General features: G+C 41.8%; 19 protein-coding genes and 8 tRNA genes. 25 read left to right on the plus strand and 2 right to left on the minus strand.

The genetic code is table 11. The features are described from left to right. The first annotated feature begins 6 nt into the window (after positions 1-6). From orn to A923_RS0111560, 11 genes are all read left to right on the plus strand, one after another. On the plus strand, positions 7-573 hold the full coding sequence (orn, locus tag A923_RS0111510) for an oligoribonuclease (protein ID WP_017221835.1): 567 nt from the start codon (positions 7-9) through the stop codon (positions 571-573). A 139-nt stretch (positions 574-712) separates the two neighbouring features. Then, positions 713-788: transfer RNA gene (locus A923_RS0111515), tRNA-Gly, on the plus strand. A gap of 31 nt (positions 789-819) precedes the next feature. Beyond that, a tRNA-Gly gene (locus tag A923_RS0111520) sits at positions 820-895 on the plus strand. Between the two features lie 71 nt (positions 896-966). Beyond that, a tRNA-Gly gene (locus A923_RS0111525) sits at positions 967-1,042 on the plus strand. Positions 1,043-1,102: 60 nt separating this feature from the next. Then, positions 1,103-1,178: transfer RNA gene (locus A923_RS0111530), tRNA-Gly, on the plus strand. Between the two features lie 61 nt (positions 1,179-1,239). Then, positions 1,240-1,315: transfer RNA gene (locus tag A923_RS0111535), tRNA-Gly, on the plus strand. A 71-nt stretch (positions 1,316-1,386) separates the two neighbouring features. Then, positions 1,387-1,462, plus strand: a tRNA-Gly gene (locus A923_RS0111540). Positions 1,463-1,523: 61 nt separating this feature from the next. Continuing rightward, a tRNA-Gly gene (locus tag A923_RS0111545) sits at positions 1,524-1,599 on the plus strand. A 59-nt stretch (positions 1,600-1,658) separates the two neighbouring features. Continuing rightward, a tRNA-Gly gene (locus A923_RS0111550) sits at positions 1,659-1,734 on the plus strand. Between the two features lie 262 nt (positions 1,735-1,996). Next, complete coding sequence (locus A923_RS0111555; RefSeq protein ID WP_017221836.1) at positions 1,997-2,488, plus strand: DUF4442 domain-containing protein; 492 nt, start codon at positions 1,997-1,999, stop codon at positions 2,486-2,488. Between the two features lie 347 nt (positions 2,489-2,835). Then, positions 2,836-4,215 carry a cation:proton antiporter gene (locus A923_RS0111560; protein WP_017221837.1) on the plus strand — a complete coding sequence of 460 codons (1,380 nt, stop codon included), beginning with the start codon at positions 2,836-2,838 and terminating at the stop codon, positions 4,213-4,215. 91 nt (positions 4,216-4,306) lie between these two features. Here the strand turns inward: A923_RS0111560 and queG are convergent, their stop codons facing one another. Then, a complete protein-coding gene (queG, locus tag A923_RS0111565) occupies positions 4,307-5,449 on the minus strand; it encodes a tRNA epoxyqueuosine(34) reductase QueG (protein ID WP_017221838.1) in 1,143 nt (380 codons plus the stop codon). A gap of 165 nt (positions 5,450-5,614) precedes the next feature. Between queG and tsaE the strand changes: the two genes are divergently transcribed. The 8 genes from tsaE (at position 5,615) to hflC (ending at position 14,180) form a co-directional block, all read left to right on the plus strand. Beyond that, positions 5,615-6,091 carry a tRNA (adenosine(37)-N6)-threonylcarbamoyltransferase complex ATPase subunit type 1 TsaE gene (gene tsaE, locus A923_RS0111570; protein ID WP_017221839.1) on the plus strand — a complete coding sequence of 159 codons (477 nt, stop codon included), beginning with the start codon at positions 5,615-5,617 and terminating at the stop codon, positions 6,089-6,091. Position 6,092: 1 nt separating this feature from the next. Beyond that, entirely contained in the window at positions 6,093-7,442 is a 1,350-nt protein-coding gene (locus A923_RS0111575; RefSeq protein WP_017221840.1) for an N-acetylmuramoyl-L-alanine amidase, read from the plus strand. Between the two features lie 7 nt (positions 7,443-7,449). Continuing rightward, positions 7,450-9,474, plus strand: coding sequence for a DNA mismatch repair endonuclease MutL (gene mutL / locus A923_RS0111580; protein ID WP_017221841.1), 2,025 nt, complete (start codon positions 7,450-7,452; stop codon positions 9,472-9,474). A gap of 47 nt (positions 9,475-9,521) precedes the next feature. Beyond that, complete coding sequence (gene miaA / locus A923_RS0111585) at positions 9,522-10,412, plus strand: tRNA (adenosine(37)-N6)-dimethylallyltransferase MiaA (protein ID WP_237716212.1); 891 nt, start codon at positions 9,522-9,524, stop codon at positions 10,410-10,412. Between the two features lie 84 nt (positions 10,413-10,496). Further along, positions 10,497-10,739, plus strand: a complete 243-nt coding sequence (gene hfq / locus A923_RS0111590; protein ID WP_017221843.1) for an RNA chaperone Hfq — start codon at positions 10,497-10,499, stop codon at positions 10,737-10,739. 59 nt (positions 10,740-10,798) lie between these two features. Continuing rightward, positions 10,799-12,088 (plus strand): ribosome rescue GTPase HflX, encoded by a 1,290-nt coding sequence (gene hflX, locus A923_RS0111595; RefSeq protein WP_017221844.1) that lies wholly within the window; start codon positions 10,799-10,801, stop codon positions 12,086-12,088. Positions 12,089-12,137: 49 nt separating this feature from the next. Next, on the plus strand, positions 12,138-13,301 hold the full coding sequence (gene hflK, locus A923_RS0111600) for an FtsH protease activity modulator HflK (protein ID WP_017221845.1): 1,164 nt from the start codon (positions 12,138-12,140) through the stop codon (positions 13,299-13,301). A 3-nt stretch (positions 13,302-13,304) separates the two neighbouring features. Continuing rightward, complete coding sequence (gene hflC / locus A923_RS0111605) at positions 13,305-14,180, plus strand: protease modulator HflC (protein ID WP_017221846.1); 876 nt, start codon at positions 13,305-13,307, stop codon at positions 14,178-14,180. A 119-nt stretch (positions 14,181-14,299) separates the two neighbouring features. Here the strand turns inward: hflC and fldB are convergent, their stop codons facing one another. After that, positions 14,300-14,821, minus strand: coding sequence for a flavodoxin FldB (fldB, locus tag A923_RS0111610; protein WP_017221847.1), 522 nt, complete (start codon positions 14,819-14,821; stop codon positions 14,300-14,302). A gap of 281 nt (positions 14,822-15,102) precedes the next feature. On the opposite strand from fldB, the gene xerD reads away from it, so the two are divergent. The 6 genes from xerD (at position 15,103) to lysS (ending at position 22,154) form a co-directional block, all read left to right on the plus strand. Beyond that, positions 15,103-15,993, plus strand: a complete 891-nt coding sequence (gene xerD, locus A923_RS0111615) for a site-specific tyrosine recombinase XerD (protein WP_017221848.1) — start codon at positions 15,103-15,105, stop codon at positions 15,991-15,993. A 109-nt stretch (positions 15,994-16,102) separates the two neighbouring features. After that, positions 16,103-16,936, plus strand: coding sequence for a bifunctional protein-disulfide isomerase/oxidoreductase DsbC (gene dsbC / locus A923_RS0111620; protein WP_017221849.1), 834 nt, complete (start codon positions 16,103-16,105; stop codon positions 16,934-16,936). Beyond that, positions 16,933-18,663 carry a single-stranded-DNA-specific exonuclease RecJ gene (recJ, locus tag A923_RS0111625; RefSeq protein WP_017221850.1) on the plus strand — a complete coding sequence of 577 codons (1,731 nt, stop codon included), beginning with the start codon at positions 16,933-16,935 and terminating at the stop codon, positions 18,661-18,663. Before dsbC ends, recJ begins: the two co-directional genes overlap by 4 nt. Before the next feature lie 139 nt (positions 18,664-18,802). Continuing rightward, complete coding sequence (locus tag A923_RS0111630; protein WP_017221851.1) at positions 18,803-19,216, plus strand: CBS domain-containing protein; 414 nt, start codon at positions 18,803-18,805, stop codon at positions 19,214-19,216. Positions 19,217-19,530: 314 nt separating this feature from the next. Beyond that, positions 19,531-20,629, plus strand: a protein-coding gene (gene prfB / locus A923_RS0111635) for a peptide chain release factor 2 (RefSeq protein WP_192810685.1) whose coding sequence is annotated in 2 segments (ribosomal slippage) — positions 19,531-19,605 and positions 19,607-20,629 — 1,098 coding nt in all. Because the reading frame shifts where the segments join, the coding sequence is not laid out codon by codon here. 16 nt (positions 20,630-20,645) lie between these two features. Then, positions 20,646-22,154, plus strand: a complete 1,509-nt coding sequence (gene lysS, locus A923_RS0111640) for a lysine--tRNA ligase (RefSeq protein WP_017221853.1) — start codon at positions 20,646-20,648, stop codon at positions 22,152-22,154. Positions 22,155-22,246: the final 92 nt, after the last annotated feature.

Here is a 22,246-nt window from a genome sequence, read left to right on the forward strand (position 1 = left end):
TCCTCTATGCAACTTGCCGACAATACCGCGCAATTTAATGAAAATAATTTAGTTTGGATTGACTTAGAAATGACAGGTCTTGATCCAGAAAAATGTCTGATCATTGAAATTGCCACTATCGTTACCGATAGTGAATTAAATATTCTTGCAGAAGGACCTGTATTAGCGATTCATCAAGATAAAACCGAACTTGATAAGATGGATGAGTGGTGTACAACCCACCATACCAATTCAGGTCTGGTTAAACGCGTATTAGCGAGTGAAGTGACTGAAAAAGAGGCGGTTGCTCAAACGCTAGCGTTCTTACATAAATGGGTACCGGCAGGTAAATCACCATTATGTGGTAATAGTATTGGTCAGGACCGACGCTTTTTGGTTAAGTACATGACGGATTTAGATGATTATTTCCATTACCGTAATGTTGATGTAAGCACGATTAAAGAATTAGGCCGTCGTTGGTGCCCTGAGGTTGTAGCGAGTTTTCACAAGCAAGGTTTGCATTTAGCATTGGATGATATTCGTGAATCAATCGGCGAATTACAGCATTATCGTCAACATATGTTTAAAATTTAAGCACTGAAACGACTGGTTAGATAATTTTACGACCTTATAGTCGAAACATTCGGCGATATAAGGTTTTTTTATCATAAAGCCTAGCTCTATGCTTGCAAAAACCAGTCGGTTCTATATAATTCGGCACCTAAGATGATATGCGGTACTAGCTCAGTTGGTAGAGCGCAACCTTGCCAAGGTTGAGGTCAAGAGTTCGAGCCTCTTGTACCGCTCCAATCTTATCTTAGAGTAGTAGAAAATACCAAAGCGGTACTAGCTCAGTTGGTAGAGCGCAACCTTGCCAAGGTTGAGGTCAAGAGTTCGAGCCTCTTGTACCGCTCCAAATTCAGATTGATTTGGATGTTAATTCATTCGGGTGAATCGAATAGTTGAGAAACTTTAAATCACAGTGATGCGGTACTAGCTCAGTTGGTAGAGCGCAACCTTGCCAAGGTTGAGGTCAAGAGTTCGAGCCTCTTGTACCGCTCCAATCTCTTTCTTCATACCATGATGATTGAGATAAAGTTGAGAAACTATAAATCAAAATGAAGCGGTACTAGCTCAGTTGGTAGAGCGCAACCTTGCCAAGGTTGAGGTCAAGAGTTCGAGCCTCTTGTACCGCTCCAATCTCTCTCTTCAGACCATGATGAAAGAGATACAGTTCCTGAAACTTTAAATCAGACAGAAGCGGTACTAGCTCAGTTGGTAGAGCGCAACCTTGCCAAGGTTGAGGTCAAGAGTTCGAGCCTCTTGTACCGCTCCAAATTCAGATTGATTTGAATGTTAATTCGTTTGAATGAATCGAATAGTTGAGAAACTCTAAATCAAAATGAAGCGGTACTAGCTCAGTTGGTAGAGCGCAACCTTGCCAAGGTTGAGGTCAAGAGTTCGAGCCTCTTGTACCGCTCCAATCTCTCTCTTCACACCATGATGAAAGAGATACAGTTCCTGAAACTTTAAATCAGACAGAAGCGGTACTAGCTCAGTTGGTAGAGCGCAACCTTGCCAAGGTTGAGGTCAAGAGTTCGAGCCTCTTGTACCGCTCCAATTTCTTTTATCACACCATGATGACAGAGATAAGTTGAAGAACTATAAACTACAGTGATGCGGTACTAGCTCAGTTGGTAGAGCGCAACCTTGCCAAGGTTGAGGTCAAGAGTTCGAGCCTCTTGTACCGCTCCAATTTCTCCCCTTATAATCTCTTAGTTTATAACATTCCCTTTTACTATCTCTCTTTATTACCTTCATTATTATAAAATCCAAAACTATCTATTTATAGCCACTAATTTTTATCCCATGTCATTTAGACCAATTGCACTTATTTATTCAATGTTATAGTACTTATTTATTCAATATTATAGTACTTAGTCGTTCACTGCTTGCTGCTTACATTGAGACAAGCTAAGTATTTGTTTTGGAAACTAATATAATCTCAAGGATTGACATGAAAGCCGATAATAAACTCAGTAAAATCGTTAAGAAAGTCATGCTACTGCCAAAGGGTTGCCATGCCGCAACATTGTCTTTGGTATTTGGTAAAGTCATTAAATTTGCAGGTACTTCAAAAGTACGTGTCGAAAAATTAGATTTTTCAGGCTCTAAACTTAGCTTAAAAAACCGTAAACGCGTGCAAAACCATATCGGTGGTGTACATGCTGCAGCAATGGCGTTATTGGGTGAATCCGCGACCGGTTTTTTGATTGGCATGCATGTACCTGACAACCGTATTCCATTATTAAAGAATATGAACATCGATTATGTTCGTCGTGCGGCTGGGGATTTAACGGCGGTAGCGACTTTAACGGATGAGCAGATTAACCATATTCGCAGTACTGAAAAAGGCGATATCTCGGTGCCGGTAGTGATCACTGACAGTGAAGGCAATGAACCAATTAAAGCTGAATTCATTTGGGCTTGGGTACCGAAAAAACGTTAATTTACGTACTTGTATACCGAAACGACAGTGACGTAATACTTGTGTTGGGGCAAATACTAATACCAACAAGAGTACGTTGAATAAGTGGTTTCGGTATAATCCTGCCATCACATTTCGTTGTTATCTATAAAATACCCGGCTTTCAATAAAATGCTTTGTGGTTGCTGTTAACTATATAATAGTAGGTAGGTTATTAGCTCTTGTTTAGGTTAAGTACTCCATTCATTGTTAGTTGCTCGTCATATTGCTGAAACAACTTGATTTTTATAGTTAACAAGAACATTGTGTAGCTCATAAAAATAATCTTCAGTTAATCTAATCAAATTTACTTCAATTAGAGGTGTGGCATGTCGGTATACAGTACCTTATGTTTTCTCGCTGCAATTGCTATTTTCATTGCGTTTATTAATAGCAAAATTGGCAAGATGCAAACAACCGTTGCGATAACAGCGGGATCAATAATACTGTCTTTAGGTATTGTGATTGCGGGTCAAAGCGGCTGGTTCCATTTAGAAACAATCGCCACAGAGCAATTAAATAGCATCAACTTTGAAAGCTTTTTATTAAAAGGCATCTTAGGCTTCCTATTATTTGCTGGCGGCTTAGGCATCAAGTTAGCGCACATGAGGGACCAGAAATGGGAAATTACTGTGTTAGCGCTGGTGGCGACGTTATTTTCAACCGCTTTTATAGGTGGGGTATTATGGGGATTCTGCCAGCTTGTTGGTATTCCATTAGACTTCATTTATTGCTTACTGTTTGGTGCGCTTATTTCACCGACGGATCCGATTGCGGTACTGGCGATTGTGAAGAATCTCGATGCACCGCAGCGTATTTCAACGCAAATCGAAGGTGAATCATTGTTTAATGATGGCTTTGGTTTAGTGATCTTTATGACGCTATTTACCGTTGCCTTTGGTAGTGAAGCGCCGACTGTGAGCAGTGTGACTCAGTTGTTCCTGCATGAAGCGATTGGTGGCATCATCTATGGTTTAGCGCTTGGTTTAGTATTCCATTATTTAATCAGCTCGACTAACGATCACTCGATGGAACTATTACTGACGATAGCGATACCAACTGCCGGTTATGTATTTGCAGATGTGATCCATGTTTCGGGTCCGTTAGCCATGGTTGTTGCTGGTATCATGATTGGCAACTGGACGCGTCAAAAAGGCTTTTCACCAGAAAGTGAGTACCACTTAGATCACTTCTGGGAACTCGTCGATGAATTCCTCAATGGTATTCTATTCTTGTTGATTGGTATGGCTATGTTGTTGTTTAGTTTCCATAAAGAAGATTGGATCTTGATGGTTTTTGCTATTCCATTGGTATTAATAGCACGTTATTTAAGCGTGAAATTCTGTTATTTATTCTTTAATCGTTTTCGCCGTTACAATCCGTTCTCTGTGAGGATCCTGACATGGGGTGGCTTACGTGGTGGTTTAGCGTTGGCGATGGCGTTGGCAATTCCAGCTGGGGTATTTATTATTCCAGAGAAAAATATCGATGTACGAGAAATTATTCTGGTCATGACTTATTCTGTCGTGGTGTTCTCTATTTTGGTACAAGGCTCAAGCATTACAGGTCTAATCCATAAAGCGAAAGCGTGGGAAGCACAACAGCTGGTAGACAAAACCAGTGCTGCAGCTGAAAGCAGCGTTGGTGGCAATGTTGCTGATAGTATTGGCGAGAGTGTTGATAGTCAGGTTGATAAAACCGAAAAATAAGCGCTAAAGCGATAAATATGAAGCGCGTAGGGGACTGCCCTCTACGCGCTTTTTGTTATCTCATGCTTGTACTTTTAACTGTAACTTTTAACTAGGCATCGCGTGGCAGGGCTTTCTCAACCATACGAATTAATTTATCTTTGGTTTTATCTATCTGTAATACTGGAATAATATTGTCTGCTTTGGCTTGCTGTTGTTGCAGTGCCCAAGTGATGTGCTCTTGTACCATCTCGGTTGTTTCTACAAACTTGGCTTCTAAAGCGGCGACAATATCTGTTGAATAAGCCGCGTTACCCAGGGCCACCGAAATATTACGTAACCAACGTTCGTGGCCAATGCGACGGATCGGCGAGCCTTCTGTTTGTTTTAGAAAATAAGTTTCATCCCACGCATACAGGGTCAATAATTCAGGCGAATGTAGGTTTGATCTTGGGTGAAAATCTTTTTCGCCAGTGATCGCGGCAAATCGGTTCCACGGGCAGATCAACTGACAATCATCACAACCGTAGATTCTATTACCAATTAACGGTCTGTATTGCGCTGGAATTGGCCCGAATAGTTCGATCGTAAGGTAAGAAATACAACGGTTTGCATCGACGCTGTAAGGTTCGACAATCGCTTGTGTTGGACAAATCTGTAAACAGGCAGTGCATTTACCACATTGATTTTCAATTGGCTTATCAATCGGTAATGGCAGGTTTATTAATATTTCGCCAAGAAAAAACCACGAACCAGCTTCTTTATTCAAGATCAGAGAATGCTTACCTGTCCAACCCAAGCCGGCTTTTTCGGCTAATGGACGTTCGAGTAAAGGGCCGGTATCTACAAAAGGTCGGGCATCGAGGGTTTCACAATGTTCGCTGATCTTGTCGCCCAGTTGTTTCAGGCGTTTACGCACAATTTTGTGGTAATCACGACCAAGCGCATAACGGCTAATGTAACCTTTATTTTTTTGTTTTAAGGTTGTCGCCATAAGCGCGTCGGGTGGCATGTAATCCATGCGCACCGAGATCACGCGAATAGTACCGGGATAAAGTTCTTCTGGATGTGTTCGCATGGTGCCGTAACGTGACATATAATCCATGTCGGCGTGATAACCATTATCTAACCAAGTTTGAAAATGCGGTTCGTAGGTTGATAGGTCGGTATCAGCAATACCGACTTGTTGGAAACCAAGCTCTGCCCCCCAGGCTTTAATTTGTTGCGTAAGTTGTTGATAGTCGATAGGAGGCATGGTTTATTATCTGTCTATTAGTAAATTGAGGTAAAGTTTATCATATTGTGGTTTTCATTGGGCTCGACAATTTGTAGAATCGACATACCTGTTCAATTTTATAAGTGAATGGTGAACAGAATTCAATATAGCGTTTTATTTTAATGTTTAAGGTAGTTAAATTAGATGACAAATACAGTAAAAGTTTTCCTAGCAGACGAATCTGAAACCGTTGCTTTTGGTGCGAGCCTTGCGCGTTTATGCGATAGCGCAACGACCATTTTTTTACACGGTGATTTGGGCGCGGGTAAAACGACACTCAGCCGTGGTTTTGTACAAGCACTGGGTCATCAAGGCAATGTGAAAAGCCCTACTTATACATTAGTTGAACCGTATGAATTAGCTGATTGGAATGTCTATCACTTTGACCTTTACCGTCTGGCTGATCCAGAAGAATTAGAATTCATGGGTATTCGTGACTATTTTACCGATAATTGCCTGTGTTTAGTTGAATGGCCACAGCGTGGTGAAGGTTTCTTACCTGTAGAAGATTTAAAAATTACGCTTACTTATGTTGATGAGCAACGCGAAGTCGTTGTCGAAGGCATTAGTGAATTAGGTGCAACGCTGGTTAATAAACTTGCCAATATAAATGTAGGATAAGATGTTTAAACGGATTTTATTATTGAGCATAGTATTCCTGTGCTTTATGCCATTAAGTTATGCTGCCAATTCGGTCACGGCCATTAGGATTGTTGAGCATGCGGACAAAACACGGATTGTTTTTGACCTGGCCAAAAAACCGTTATTTAATCTTTATGACCGCCACAAAAAAACACAAATTGTGGTGGATTTTGCTGGTACGCGTAATCTGGCGAATATCAGTCGACTGGCTAAACTAAGCAGTAATATTACCCGCGTCGAAAAGGCTAAATCGGCTAAATCCAGTGATTTACGGATTATTTTTCACTTGGCTAAACCGATTCATTACCGCTTTTTTGAATTGGCTGGCAGTAAAACAGCTAAAAATAGGATCGTGATTGACCTACCGGTTAAACCGACGAAATCAGCCAAGCCGGTGATAAAGGAAAGTCGCCCAACCGTAGCCAACAAACCAGCTAAAAAAGCCGTGGTTAAATACCCTCGCAGAGATGTGATTATTGCGATTGATGCCGGACACGGTGGTAAAGATCCGGGTTCGATAGGGTTTAAAAAGTTTGTTGAAAAAGACATTAACTTAGCGATTGCTAAAAAGACCGTGGCGATTTTGAATAAGAAAAAAGGCATTAAAGCCGTCTTGATCCGTAAAGATGACCGTTACATTTCACTGAATGAACGTTCGGCCATTGCACGTAAGTACAAAGCTGAATTATTAGTCTCTGTGCATGCCGATGGTTTTACCTCATCACAACCCTCTGGTGCGTCAACGCTGATCTTATCGCAAGGTCGGGCCAATTATGAATTTAAGAAAAATCTGCGTAATGATAATGTCGATGGCTTGTTAGGCGGTGTGGGCGACGCGATTAAAAATAGCGATGCGGATGATGATTTGCAGTACATGTTCCTTGATCTTGGTCAGCAATATTCTCAAGGTGCAGGGTATAACGTGGCGTCATTAATCCATCATGAACTCGCTAAAGTGACGGGCATGCATAAATCTAAACCGTACGAGCAAAGTTTGGCGGTATTAAAGTCGCTGGATATACCTTCACTCTTGGTGGAAGCGGGTTTTGTTACCAATTATCGAGAAGGTAAGAAGTTAACCACGAGCAGTCACCAATATAAAATTGCTAACGCCATTGCCCAAGGGAGCTATTTGCATTTCCGTAATGCCCCACCAAAAGATACTTACTTGGCGTATATGCGCAATAGTATTCACGTGGTTAAAAAAGGAGACTCATTGTCTGTCATTGCGGACAGTTATGGCACATCAGTGACAAGCATCAAGCAGTTAAATAATTTAACCAAGAATACTGTGTTTATTGGCCAGAAATTGAAAATACCAACGAGTTAGGTGTGTCATGACAATTCAAATTTTACCGCCCCGATTAGCGAACCAAATTGCAGCAGGTGAAGTGGTTGAACGCCCTTCATCAGTCGTAAAAGAGCTTGTTGAGAATAGTATTGATGCTGGTGCAACGCGTATCGACATTGATATTGAAAAGGGCGGCGCTAAGCTGATCCGGATCCGTGACAATGGTTCAGGTGTCGACAAAGACCAGTTGGGTCTGGCATTGAGTCGTCATGCTACCAGTAAACTTGCCACGTTAGATGATCTTGAAGCGATTGATAGTCTTGGTTTTCGTGGTGAAGCGTTAGCGAGTATTAGTTCTGTTTCTCGACTTACTTTTACTTCACGTACCAAAGATCAAACTGAAGCATGGCAAGCCTATGCGGAAGGACGTGATATGCAAGTACAGGTTAAACCTGCTGCACATCCGATTGGTACGACGGTTGAAGTGATTGATTTATTTTTCAATACGCCCGCTCGCCGTAAATTTATGCGCACCGATAAAACGGAGTTTAATCATATTGATGAATTGGTTAAGCGTATTGCATTAAGTCGTTTTGACTTACAGGTAACTCTGAAGCACAACGGTAAAGTGATCCGCAGTTATCGACCGGCAACAACGATTGAGCAGCAAGAACGTCGTGTGGCCAGTATTACCAGCAACAACTTCATGGCTAACTGTATGGCGTTGGAGTGTGAACACAGTGATATAAAACTCTGGGGTTGGATTGGTTTACCCCATGACAATGCACCAATGGATGTGCAATACAGCTACGTTAATGGCCGTATGATGCGCGATAAGCTTATCAACCATGCCTTACGTCAAGCTTATGAAGAAGCAACGGGTATCGCTGCGCCACCGGCTTACGTGCTGTTTATTGAAGTGTCGGTGCGCGAGGTCGATGTCAATGTACACCCAGCTAAACATGAAGTGCGTTTTCACCAAGCGCGCCTCGTGCATGACTTTATTTTCCAAGGCGTGTTTAAAGCTATTTCAGAAGGCATTAGCCCATCAATGCCTGCTGCGGCGTTACCGGGACAGGAAGTGCTCAGTTATCCTGGACAAGCCGAACTGTCTACAAATCCCAATGTGCACGTTGTCGAAGACTCGGCTCAAATGGGTATTGCTGACAGTGCGGACAACGGTGCGAGTGCTAATGCCAGTACCAGTACCTATGTTGGTCATGCGCCGATGCAAAAACAACACGGTTACGGTGTAACAGATGCTGGTAGTGGTAATGCCAAGTCACCAGGTTATGCCGCGCCGCGATATATTTCAGATGCACCCTCAGCTGGTGCTATCAAGCAATATAATCATTTGTTACAACCGACTAAGGCCGAAATTGCTGAATTGCAGCAAGCGTCTAGACATGATTCGTTCACAAATAGTGCTGCAGTAAATACTAATCAAGGGCGTCAAACGAGTGCTAATAGACAAGCGAATGAGCAGCCTGTTACACGTGTAAAACTGCTTAGTTTACTCAGCGAAAATTACTTATTAGTGCAAGATGATGATGCCTTGTTGCTGGCTAACGTACAGGCAATGTGGCAAGTAAACTGTAAAATGCAATTGTTAGCGACGTGGGAACAAGGGGTTATATCGCAGCCGCTGTTATTGCCAATATCGATAAAATTAGACAAAAACTTTGTTGAAACCGCAAAAAAGCAGCAAAATTTGCTTAATCGACTCGGGTTGGAGTTGAATTATAGCAATTCCGCCACCATTATCGTTAGAAAGGTACCAGCACAATTACGCCAAGCGAACTTATCTGCTGTGTTGCCTGAGTTATTGCAACAGATAGTCCATCTATCAGAACAGGCTACTGCCTCTGATGTTGCGCCCTTGTGTTATTGGCTTGCAATACAAGGTAGTCACGGATTGACCAAATTTAGTTGGGAACAAGCGACTCAAATATATAGCCAATTTATTGGACTGGATAGCTGTGTACAACAGCAATACCGTTCTAAACTATTTGAGAAACTTGACTATATGTCTGTAATAGAGAAATTTAATGTCTGTAATCGAGAGGCTTAACTGTGACTCAACAGCAAACTAAACCATTACCAAAAGCGATTTTTTTAATGGGGCCAACAGCGTCAGGTAAAACTGATCTTGCTATTGAGTTAACAAAAAACCTGCCATGTGAAATTATCAGCGTAGATTCCGCGTTAATTTATAAAGGTATGGATATTGGTAGTGCGAAACCGACCGCGGCAGAACTTGCCGAGGCGCCGCATCACTTAATTGATATTATTGATCCTGTCATGAGCTATTCGGCAGCTGATTTTCGTGAAGATGCATTAAAACATATGCAAGCGATCACAGATGCAGGAAAAATACCGCTACTTGTTGGCGGCACTATGCTTTATTTTAAAGTACTGCTTGAAGGGTTATCTCCGGTGCCGACATCTGTGCCAGAGATTAGACAGGCTATTGAAGCGGAAGCAAAATTACGTGGCTGGGAATCATTACATCAAGAATTAGCCTTGTATGACCCAGTATCAGCAGCACGTTTACATCATAATGATGCACAGCGTGTTTGCCGTGCAGTGGAAGTTTATCGTTTAACGGGTAAGTCATTAACAGAGCTTACCCAACAGAAAGGCGAGTCATTGCCTTATGATGTCACTCAGTTTGCTATTGCACCCACTGACAAAGCCGTGTTGCATGAACGTATCGAACGTCGTTTTAAATTGATGGTCGCAGCAGGTTTTGAAGACGAAGTTAAAGGCTTACATCAACGCGATGATTTACATCTTGATTTACCCTCAATGCGTTGTGTGGGTTACCGTCAGATGTGGGAATACCTTGATGGCAACATGGACCATGATGAAATGGTGTTCCGTGGTGTTGTGGCAACAAGACAATTGGCAAAGCGTCAAATGACGTGGTTAAAAAGTTGGAACGATCTAACGTGGTTAGACTCCAAAGCAGATGACAATTTAGAAAAAGTTTTATTATCAGTTGGCTAGAGCCTATTTTTAAGCTGTATACTGGTAATTATTGGGTATATTTTTCATTATAATAAAAATCTAATTTTAAAAAGGAAACTATTGATGGCTAAGGGACAATCATTACAGGACCCGTTTTTGAATGCATTACGTCGCGAACGTATTCCTGTGGCAATTTATTTAGTTAACGGTATTAAGTTACAAGGGCAAATCGAGTCATTTGACCAATTTGTTATCTTGTTAAAAAATACAGTCAGCCAAATGGTATATAAACATGCCATTTCAACTGTTGTACCGGCACGTCCACTGCAGCATGGTCTCCAACCTGAAAGTGAAAGTGATAAATAAATTTTTGAAATTTAAACTAAAAAATCTTGTGGGTCATATACTCATAGGGAGTCGTGAAGTTGTTTGATCGCCATGAAGCTGGTGAACGTGCCATATTAGTACACGTTAACTTTAATGATGAAGATAACCGAGAAGACCTGCATGAATTAGAAATGTTGGTTTCTTCTGCCGGTGTCGATTCGTTATCTGTCGTAACTGGTGCACGTTCAAGACCACACCCTAAATATTTTGTTGGTTCAGGTAAAGCGGAAGAAATTGCTGAAGCTGTAAAGCTTTACAATGCTGATATTGTTATTTTTAATCATGCCTTAGCACCACGTCAAGAACGTAACTTAGAAGCGTTAATTGAATGTCGTGTAGTTGACCGTACTGGTTTGATTTTAGATATATTTTCGCAACGTGCCCGTACTCATGAAGGTAAATTACAAGTTGAATTAGCGCAACTGCGCCATATGTCGACCCGATTAATTCGTGGTTGGACGCATTTAGAACGCCAAAAAGGCGGTATCGGTATGCGTGGCCCAGGTGAAACTCAGCTGGAAACAGATCGTCGTTTATTACGCGTTCGTATGGACAGTATTTTACGTCGTTTAGGTAAAGTTGTAACCAAGCGTGACCAAGGTCGTCGCATGCGCAAGCGTCGTGAAATACCGACAATTTCGTTAGTGGGTTATACTAATGCTGGTAAATCAACGCTGTTTAATCGTTTAACTAATTCTGAAGTGTATGCGGCAGACCAATTGTTCGCGACGTTAGATCCTACATTGCGCCGTATTGCGGTTGCTGATGTCGGTGAAGTGGTGTTAGCGGATACCGTTGGTTTTATTCGTCATTTACCGCACGATTTAGTTGCCGCTTTTAAGGCGACTTTAACGGAAACACGAGAAGCAGATCTACTTTTACATGTAATTGATTGTGCAGATGAAAATATGCGCGGTAATATCATTGAAGTAAATTCGGTATTAACAGAGATCGATGCGGGTGAAGTACCCGTATTGATGGTATATAACAAAGTTGATAAGCTTGATGATGGTCGTTGTCGTATTGATTATGATGACGAAGGTAAGCCTGTTAACGTATGGTTATCAGCAATGTCAGGCGAAGGTACAGAGTTTTTATATCAAGCATTGAGGGAGTTACTGGCAAGTACCATGAAAGTGGTCAAGTTACAGTTACCGGCAATGCAGGGTAATATCGTAAGTCATCTATATAATCTCGATTGTATTGAACATGAAGCGTTTGCTGAAAATGGTGACTGGCTACTCGACATTAGAATGACTATGATTGATTGGCAACGTTTGAAAAAACACAAATGTAATAACATTGAAGACTTCATCCTTCAGCATTAGGCTGATATAATTAATATTTTCCCGAAACTATCTGGTAATGGAGATGCAAATGGCTTGGAATGAGCCCGGAAATGGCGGTAATAAAGATCGCGACCCTTGGGGACAAAAAGGGAAAGAGCAGGGACCCCCTGATCTTGACGAAGTATTTAAAAAGCTAACCAGCAAATTCGGTGGCGGCAACGGCGGTAAGTTTTCTGGAGGCGCTAACTTTAATAAAGTAGGTGTTTCTCTGGTACTTGGTGTACTTGCAGTTATCTGGGTAGTCAGTGGTTTCTATACGATCAAAGAAGCTGAACGTGGCGTAGTATTACGTTTCGGTCAATATTCTCAAACAGTTGAACCGGGTTTATCTTGGTTACCAACGTTTGTTGATCGCGTGATCCCGGTTGACATAAAGAGTATTCGCTCTATGCCTGCGTCTGGTTCAATGTTAACTAAAGATGAAAACGTTGTTGATGTAAAAATGGATATTCAATATCTGGTTATCAACCCACGTAATTATTTATTTAGTGTAACAAATCCGGATGATAGCTTACATCAAGCTATCGACAGTGCATTACGTTTTGTTGTCGGTCATACGACAATGGATGACGTGATCACGACGGGTCGTGAAGTGGTTCGCCAAAGTACGCGTGAAAACATTGAAACGATTATTGATGCTTACGACATGGGTATTCAACTTGTTGACGTCAACTTCTTGTCTGCACGTCCACCGGAAGCAGTTAAAGATGCATTCGATGATGCGATTGCAGCACAAGAAGATGAACAACGTTATATTCGTGAAGCTGAAGCGTATGCACGTGCAATTGAACCATCTGCACGTGGTCAAGTGAAACGTATTGAGCAAGAAGCTGAAGCTTATCAACAACAAGTTTCGCTAAAAGCACAAGGTGAAGTGGCACGTTTCGAAAGTCTATTGCCACAGTATAACCTTGCGCCTGAAGTAACGCGTCAACGTTTATATCTTGAAACAATGGAAGAGGTTTATTCAAATACAACGAAAGTTGTGGTTGATACTAAAGGTACTGGCAACATGCTTTATCTACCATTAGATAAAATCATGAGCGCTAACGCGACTGATACTAAACCGGTTCGTTCGGAAAACTCAGTATCAGCACCGCAACAACCAGCGAAATCTAATAACCGTTATCAGTATCCAGATACGAATAATACTAATGTTCGTCCTGATCGTTATAACACAGGGAGAAACTAAGCTATGAATCAATTAAAAGCAGTTATTTTAGTACTTGTGCTATTACTTGGTTTTTCGTCTTTCTTTGTGGTAAACGAAGGTCAACGTGCGTTAGTTGTACGTTTTGGTAAAGTACTTAAAACCGGTGAAGAAGCGAAGGTTTACCTTCCAGGTCTAAACTTTAAAGTACCATTTATCGATTCAATTCGAGTGTTAAGCTCACGCTTACAAACGCTTGATGGCCTTGCTGACCGTTTCGTTACGTCTGAAAAGAAAGATTTAATTATCGATTCTTACGTGAAATGGCGTATTGGAGACTTTGAGAAGTTTTACCTTGCAACCAATGGCGGTAATTTCTTACAAGCTGAGTCTTTGTTATCACGTAAAATTACCAATGGTCTACGTAATGAGATTGGTAATCGCACCATTAAAGATATCGTTTCTGGTGAACGTGGCGAAGTGATGGAAGATGCACTAAAACGTATGGCTCGTTCATCTGAGTTAGGTATTTTGGTTGAAGATGTTCGCATCAAGCAGATCAATTTACCTGAGGAAGTAAGTAACAGTATCTTCCAACGTATGAGTGCAGAGCGTCATGCTGTAGCGAAAGAACATCGTGCGCAAGGTTATGAGCAAGCTGAAATCATCAAAGCATCTGTTGACGCTAAAGTAACAGTAATGCTTGCTGATGCTAACCGTCAAGCACGTCAACTACGTGGTGAAGGTGATGCACGCGCAGCGAAGATTTATGCTGATTCATATAACAAAGATGTTGAATTTTATAACTTCTTACGTAGCTTACAAGCTTACACTAAGAGTTTTAGTAACAAATCTGATGTATTAGTTATCTCTCCTGAGAGCGATTTCTTTGATTACATGAAAGGCGTTTCTTTAAAATAAGCATTGTTTGTCAATGAATAACAAAAAGGCCGCTGCAATCTTGGATTGCAGCGGCCTTTTTTTATCTTGTTCACTTTTTATGATGCCATGTGTAACGGTTGTCGTGTCATTTTAAAAAGTTATGAGAAGTCTGCAGCAAGTTCTTCGAGTACTTGTAATGTCCAAGTCGCAATACGTTCATCAGTCTGATCGTATTGGCTGTCTTCATCTAGGGCGAGACCGAAAAATTGGCTTTCATCTTCCGTTAACGCTTTTGAGGCGACAAACTCATAACCTTGGTTTGGCCATTGGCCAATAAAGTGAATGCCCTTGCCTTGTAGCTCGTCAAATAACATACCCATCGCATCCAGATACCATTCGCTATAATTCACTTGATCGCCAAGACCAAATAGCGCGACTGTTTTACCTGCGAGGTTAATACCTGCAATATCAGACCAAAGATCACCCCAGTCTTCTTGAAGTTCACCGTAATCCCAAGTAGAGATACCAAATATAACCACATCATAATTTTCTATATCAGCAAAACCATTGTCTTTTATGTCATGTAAGTCGACAAGTTCTGCACCTATTTCAGCTTGGATCTTTTCCGCCGCTATCGTGGTATAAAAAGTAGTGGAGCCGTAATATAAACCGATTTTCATTATCTACATCCAAAGACTGAGTTGCTAACCATACTGGTGTTAACGTGGACTGAGCGATCTGTTGCTCATCGTTTGTACGTTGTTTATACGTCGTTTATGCATCTTCTATACATAGTAACATGAGATAATTGTACTATAATCCATGTTTATTTATACAGTGTTGTTATACTGGTTAAATAATCATGGCAATTGTAATCGTCATCATAATTATAAACACTATAGTCATTGTAATAGTAAACATCATCACAATACTAATCGTAATAGCAGCATAGGGCACACGCTTGGAAAAGATTGAAATAATAGAACAGTTTTTAGATGTTATGTGGCATGAGCGCGGATTGTCAGATAATACCTTGCTGTCTTACCGTAATGACTTAAACCAATATCATCACTGGCTAGAGCAACATAAACAGCAATTATTAACGGTAGATCGCCTTGAGATCCAAGCGTTCATGGCTAGCCGTTTTGATTTAGGTTACAAAGCCAGTAGTACCGCGCGTCAGTTAAGTGCTATTCGTCGCCTTTATCAATATTTCTATCGTGAACAGTTACGTGATGATGATCCAACTGCGCTGCTTATCAGTCCTAAATTACCGCAGCGTTTACCGGGTAATTTATCGGAAGCAGAAGTCGAGGCATTACTCGGCGCACCGGAATTAGAAGACCCAATTCAGCTTCGCGATAAAGCCATGATGGAACTCCTGTACGCCACCGGGTTGCGGGTATCTGAATTGGTTGGTTTGAGTATGGAGTCGGTGAGTTTACGCCAAGGGTTAGTTCGCGTCACGGGTAAGGGTGGTAAAGAACGTTTGGTTCCGATGGGCGAAGAAGCTGTCTATTGGATAGAACGCTTTATTGACGAGGCGCGTGCAACGTTACTGAAAGGGCTAACGTCTGATGTGGTATTTCCATCACGACGTGGCAACTTTATGACGAGGCAGACCTTCTGGCATCGCCTTAAGCATTATTCACAAGTGGCTGGGATCACAACGCATTTATCTCCTCATACGTTACGCCATGCGTTTGCGACCCATTTGTTGAACTACGGCGCGGATTTACGTGTGGTGCAAATGTTACTTGGCCACAGCGATTTATCCACCACACAAATTTATACTCATGTGGCCACGGCGCGATTAGAGCAGTTACACAGTGAACATCATCCACGGGCTTAATTGCGCTGATGCTCACTATTGGTCAGGATTTAAGGCTAGTGATAAATAATTAATTCTGTTAATTTATCACTATAGATATCCATTAAGGATAACAGCGGAGACAAATCAGATGTTAAAGAAAGTATTAATTACAGCAATTGCGGCAGGCCTTGTTGGCAGCTTTGTATTTGGGATAAATAGTGCACCGGAGCAAGTCGCACAAACACAAGCGTCAACAACACAAGATGTTGCAGTGCAGGCTGTTGCGGCTAAAACTGCAGGTGCTGATTTATCAGCTAAGCTATCACCTGAGCACCAAGATATTTCACGTTTACTTGCTGAAAAACTTAACTTTAAAGTATCAAGCGTGAGCGATAGTGTGCTCCCTGGATTATTTGAAGTAGTAACCGAACAAGGTATCTTCTACGTTAATGCTGATGCGTCTAACCTTATTCAAGGTTCACTTTATCAAGTGAGTGATGCCGGTGTTGTCGATCTGACTGAACAGGCGATGGGGAAAGTACGCAAACAAGCAATACAAGCGCTTGCGAGTGAAACGATAAATTACCCTGCTGAAAATGAAAAATACAGCATCACCGTATTCACCGATATTAACTGTGGTTATTGCCGTAAGTTACACAATGAAGTAGCGCAGCTTAATAAAATGGGTGTTAGCGTTAAATATCTGGCTTTCCCACGTGGTGGCTTGAACTCTGCTACGTACCAAGACATGGCATCAATTTGGTGTGCTGAAGATAAAGCCGAAGCGATGAACAATGCTAAACGTGGTGGTAAAGTTGTACCTGAAATGTGTACGAACACGGTTGCAAAGCAATATGAGCTAGGTCGTCGCTTAGGCGTTACGGGAACACCTGCTATTGTATTTGATAATGGCCAGATGCAACCGGGTTATGTCCCTGCTGCCCAGCTTGTTGGTATTCTAGAAAAGATGGATAAATCTTGATAAAACAAATTAAACGTCGCGATAATTTCGATTGCGAGGGTATATCAACAGCGGTTCCTGCATTGCTACGCCAGATTTATGCAAGTCGTGGTGTTACCTCTGATCAAGAACTGGATAAAGGCGCTAAAAATTTATTACGCCCTAATCAGCTTAAAGGTATCACCGCCGCGTGTGCGTTATTGGTCGCTGCGTTAGAACAGAATCAACGCATCATAGTGGTGGGTGATTTTGATGCTGATGGCGCCACGAGTACGGCTTTATCGATACTGGCGTTTAAAATGCTAGGTTACCGTAATGTTGATTTCTTAGTACCGAATCGCTTTGAATTTGGTTATGGTTTGAGTCCTGAAATTGTCGACCTTGCTGCCGCTAATGGCGCGCAAGTGATCATGACGGTGGATAACGGTATTTCCAGTATCGCCGGTGTTGCAGCGGCCAAAGCGCTGGGCATTAAAGTGCTCGTGACCGATCATCATCTACCGGGTAACGAAGTACCAGATGCGGATGCCATTGTTAACCCCAATCAGCACGGTTGTACTTTCCCAAGTAAGAATTTGGCCGGTGTTGGTGTGGCCTTCTATGTCATGTTGGCATTACGTGGTGCGCTACGTGAACAGAATTGGTTTGCCAAGCAAGGTTTAGTCGAACCTAATTTAGCTTGTCTATTAGATATCGTTGCACTGGGCACCGTTGCTGACGTGGTGCCATTAGATGCCAACAACCGTATTTTAGTGCATCAAGGTTTACAACGTATTCGTGCGGACAAATGCCGTCCGGGTATCAAAGCCTTAATTGAAATAGCTAACCGTACTCAAGCGCAGCTTTGCGCTAGCGATTTGGGGTTTGCGTTAGGACCAAGATTGAACGCAGCAGGGCGCTTAGATGACATGTCTGTGGGTGTTGCTACGCTGTTATGCGAAGATTTGAATAACGCCCGTCGCTTTGCTGGCGAACTTGATAGTCTTAATGAAGAACGTAAAGAAATTGAAAGTTCGATGCAGCAAGAAGCATTAGCGATCTTAAACAGTGTTGATTTTGCTGACGGACAAGTACCCTACGGTATCTGTCTCTTTCAAGATGATTGGCACCAAGGTGTGGTTGGCTTGGTTGCATCGCGCATCAAAGAACGCTTTCACCGCCCTGTCATTGCTTTTGCTGATGCAGGTGAAGGTGAGATCAAAGGCTCGGCACGTTCGATTCCAGGTTTGCATTTACGCGACGTCTTAGAGTTACTCGATATCCGTAATCCAGGCATGATTTTGAAATATGGCGGTCATGCTATGGCGGCAGGTCTATCATTACGTCTGGATTGTTATGACGAGTTTGCTAAGCAGTTTAATAGCTTAGTGCAAGAATTGTTAACAGAAGAACAGTTAACAGGCGTGGTATTAAGTGATGGTGAATTGCCGAGTGCGGAATTGTCACTGCCAACGGCTGAGCTAATTAAAGAGGCGGCCCCTTGGGGGCAGATGTTCCCTGAACCGATCTTCGATGGCATTTTTAAATTACGTGAACAACGTCTTGTTGGTAAAAAGCATTTGAAAATGATGTTAGAACCGGAGTTAGGTGGACCACTTGTTGATGCGATTGCGTTTAATGTTGATTTAGACGTGTGGCCAGATGCGTCGGTACAGAAGATTGAACTAGCCTATAAACTTGATGTGAATGAGTTTCGTGGCAAGCGTAGCCTGCAGTTTATGGTTGAGCATTTATTGCCATTACGTTGATAAAGTATTTCGTCATAAAATAACGATAGTTTTAAGCGATTGAAGTGTTAGTTTTAATCGTCTTTAGCTATTTGTCGTTTGCCGTTATAGTTATTACCTCTTCTACAGCAATCCTGCTTTAAGATAAGGATATAGACCTATGACTATGCAACGCGTAATGAATGAAATGAAAATTAATGCTCCGAGCATCCCATGTGGTACGTCACTGGTCGCTGTGGTTGATTTGTTTGCTAAACATCAGATTAATGCAATGCCAGTGGTTAACGCAGAAAATGAAGTCATCGGTTTTGTGTCGGAATCAGATTGCATGAAAGCACTGATTAATGGCAGTTACCACTGTGATAAACCGGCTATCGTCAACGATGTGATGAGTAAGAATATTGTCAGCGTATCACCACAAACAACTATCTTTGATGTTGCACTGGGTATGACAAAAGACAATGTCAGTGTTTACCCTGTGATTGAAGAGGGTAAGTTGGTCGGTATTATTCGCCGCCGTGATGTTTTGCAGGTATTAGCTCAAAATCATAATCAATGTGGTCAAATTAGCTAACCTCGATTTACTCCTTATTCTAAGCCATGCTCAAGTAGCGTGGCTTTTTGCTATTTTATTTCGTCATATTTTCCGCAGTTTTTGTTTATTCCCATTTATTTGCTCATATTATCGATTAATTTGCTATTTTATTAATCTTACCCTGTTTATCCGCTAGTGAATTCGGTAAAATTTGCTGTTGTATAAAATCCCATAGTTAGAACAATATACTTAGCAGAATGTTGAGTTCAATATCCTCGTTCGATATTCGCCACATAATGCTAGGTACAATATCTTTAGCAAAATGCTGAATACAATTAAAATAGAGCAAAATCATGTTTGAAGTAAATCCAGTAATGAATAAATTAAAGGAGCTGGGCGAACGCGCTGAGCTGCTTCGGGGGTATCTTTGACTACGATGCAAGTAAAGAGCGTCTAGAAGAGGTATCTGCGGAATTAGAGTCATCGGAAGTATGGAACAATCCGAAGCGAGCACAAGAATTAGGTAAAGAACGCGCGTCATTAGAATTGGTCGTAAAAACGATTGATGATTTGGGCACGGGTTGTGATGACGTTGAAGGCTTGGTTGAACTGGCAGTTGAAGCCGAAGACGAAGAAACATTTGCAGAAGCGCAGCATGAAATTATCGGTTTAGAAGCACAGTTGGCTAAACTTGAGTTTCGCCGTATGTTTTCTGGCAAGCAAGATTCAAATGATTGCTACGTTGATATCCAATCTGGCTCGGGCGGTACTGAAGCGCAAGATTGGGCAAACATGTTACTACGTATGTTCTTACGATGGGGTGAGGCACACAAATTTAAAGTTGATCTGATTGAAGTATCAGCTGGCGATGTCGCTGGGATCAAAGGCGCGACTATCCGTTTGGGTGGTGAGTATGCTTATGGTTGGTTACGTACCGAGACCGGTGTACACCGTTTAGTACGTAAATCACCATTTGATTCAAGTGGCCGTCGTCATACATCATTTGCATCGGTATTTGTTTATCCTGAAATTGATGACAGCATCGAGATTGACTTGAATCCATCGGATTTACGTATTGACGTTTACCGTGCTTCGGGCGCGGGTGGTCAGCACGTAAATACAACGGAATCAGCGGTACGTATTACTCACTTACCCACTAATCTTGTTGTACAATGCCAGAATGATCGTTCGCAACATAAGAATAAAGATGCGGCAATGAAACAAATGCGTGCAAAACTGTTTGATTATGAAATGCAAAAACAGAACGCAGAGAAACAAATAGCAGAAGACGCTAAATCAGATATCGGTTGGGGCAGTCAGATCCGTTCATACGTTCTGGATGACTCACGTATTAAAGATTTACGTACTGGTGTTGAAACACGCAATACACAAGCCGTTTTAGACGGTGATTTAGACAAATTTATTGAAGCCAGCCTGAAATCAGGCCTGTAAAAAATAGGGTTAAACAATGACTGAACAGTTACAAGATGAAAACAAACTGATTGCAGAACGTCGCGCGAAATTAGATCATATCCGCACCAACTGTAAAGCAAATGGCCACCCTAACGACTTTCGCGTAAAAGATAAGTCAGCAGATTTACAGGCAGCATTTGGCGAAAAGTCAAAAGAAGAATTAGTTGAAATGCAGCACGTGGTAAGCATCGCGGGTCGTATCATGGCTAAACGTGGTCCTTTCCTTGCTATCCAAGATACATCTGGTCGCATTCAAGCATACGCATCGAAAGACGTGCAAAAAGCACAAAAAGCGGATCTTGGTGGTCTAGACATCGGTGATATCGTTGGTATTACTGGCGCACTAAACAAATCAGGTAAAGGCGATCTTTACGTTGAAATGACAGAGTACGTGTTACTAACTAAAGCACTACGTCCGTTACCTGAAAAATTCCACGGTCTAACTGATCAAGAAATGCGTTACCGTCAGCGTTATGTTGACCTGATCGTAAATGCTGAATCGCGTAATGCATTCATCGTACGTTCTAAGTTAGTAACAGCTATCCGTAACTTCATGATCTCGAAAGATTACATGGAAGTTGAAACGCCGATGATGCACGTGATCCCAGGTGGTGCAACAGCGCGTCCATTCATCACGCACCATAACGCATTAGACCAAGAAATGTACCTACGTGTAGCACCAGAGCTATACCTTAAGCGTTTAGTTGTTGGTGGTTTTGATCGTGTATTCGAAATCAACCGTAACTTCCGTAACGAAGGTTTATCTCCTCGTCACAACCCAGAATTCACAATGATGGAATTCTACCAAGCTTACTCTGATTACCACGATCTTATGGATTTCACTGAAGAAATGCTAAGCACGGTAGCCGTTGACGTTCTTGGTGCTACCTCTATGCCTTACGGTGATGATACTGTTGAATTTGGTGGCAAATACACACGTATTAGCATGCTAGATGCAATCAAACAGTACAACCCTGAGCACGAAGTTATTCAAGCACTGACTAACGAAGGTGTTCAAGATCGTGAGTTAATGGTTTCTATTGCGAAATCACTACACATGAATGTTGAGAAATTCTGGACTTGTGGTCAATTACTAGAAGAGATCTTTGGTGAAACAGCTGAACCACAACTGATTCAGCCAACATTCATCACTGGTTACCCAGCGGACATCTCGCCACTAGCACGTCGTAGCGATGATAACCCATTCTTTACTGACCGTTTCGAGTTCTTTATCGGTGGCCGTGAAGTTGCAAATGGTTTCTCTGAGCTTAACGATGCACAAGATCAAGACGAACGCTTTAAAGCGCAAGTTAACGCGAAAGATGCGGGTGATGATGAAGCGATGTACTACGATGCAGATTACATTACTGCACTAGAGCATGGTTTACCACCAACTGCAGGTCAAGGTATTGGTATCGACCGTTTAGCGATGTTATTTACCAATACACATACTATCCGCGACGTTATCTTATTCCCTGCAATGCGTCCGCAAGCAAATAGCTAATTAGTCATTTAATTGATAAATGAGTAAATAGACGAATAGAAAGTAAAAAGCCAGTCACGTAATGTGACTGGCTTTTTTGTTTACTGCGTTTT

The sequence above is a fragment of the Moritella dasanensis ArB 0140 genome, from assembly GCF_000276805.1.
GTDB lineage: Bacteria > Pseudomonadota > Gammaproteobacteria > Enterobacterales > Moritellaceae > Moritella > Moritella dasanensis.

Coding starts and splice junctions, on each gene's coding strand:
- orn (WP_017221835.1), top strand. CDS start 7: ATGCAACTTGCCGACAATACCGCGCAATTTAATGAAAATAATTTAGTT.
- A923_RS0111555 (WP_017221836.1), top strand. CDS start 1,997: ATGAAAGCCGATAATAAACTCAGTAAAATCGTTAAGAAAGTCATGCTA.
- A923_RS0111560 (WP_017221837.1), top strand. CDS start 2,836: ATGTCGGTATACAGTACCTTATGTTTTCTCGCTGCAATTGCTATTTTC.
- queG (WP_017221838.1), bottom strand. CDS start 5,449: ATGCCTCCTATCGACTATCAACAACTTACGCAACAAATTAAAGCCTGG.
- tsaE (WP_017221839.1), top strand. CDS start 5,615: ATGACAAATACAGTAAAAGTTTTCCTAGCAGACGAATCTGAAACCGTT.
- A923_RS0111575 (WP_017221840.1), top strand. CDS start 6,093: ATGTTTAAACGGATTTTATTATTGAGCATAGTATTCCTGTGCTTTATG.
- mutL (WP_017221841.1), top strand. CDS start 7,450: ATGACAATTCAAATTTTACCGCCCCGATTAGCGAACCAAATTGCAGCA.
- miaA (WP_237716212.1), top strand. CDS start 9,522: ATGGGGCCAACAGCGTCAGGTAAAACTGATCTTGCTATTGAGTTAACA.
- hfq (WP_017221843.1), top strand. CDS start 10,497: ATGGCTAAGGGACAATCATTACAGGACCCGTTTTTGAATGCATTACGT.
- hflK (WP_017221845.1), top strand. CDS start 12,138: ATGGCTTGGAATGAGCCCGGAAATGGCGGTAATAAAGATCGCGACCCT.
- hflC (WP_017221846.1), top strand. CDS start 13,305: ATGAATCAATTAAAAGCAGTTATTTTAGTACTTGTGCTATTACTTGGT.
- fldB (WP_017221847.1), bottom strand. CDS start 14,821: ATGAAAATCGGTTTATATTACGGCTCCACTACTTTTTATACCACGATA.
- dsbC (WP_017221849.1), top strand. CDS start 16,103: ATGTTAAAGAAAGTATTAATTACAGCAATTGCGGCAGGCCTTGTTGGC.
- A923_RS0111630 (WP_017221851.1), top strand. CDS start 18,803: ATGACTATGCAACGCGTAATGAATGAAATGAAAATTAATGCTCCGAGC.
- lysS (WP_017221853.1), top strand. CDS start 20,646: ATGACTGAACAGTTACAAGATGAAAACAAACTGATTGCAGAACGTCGC.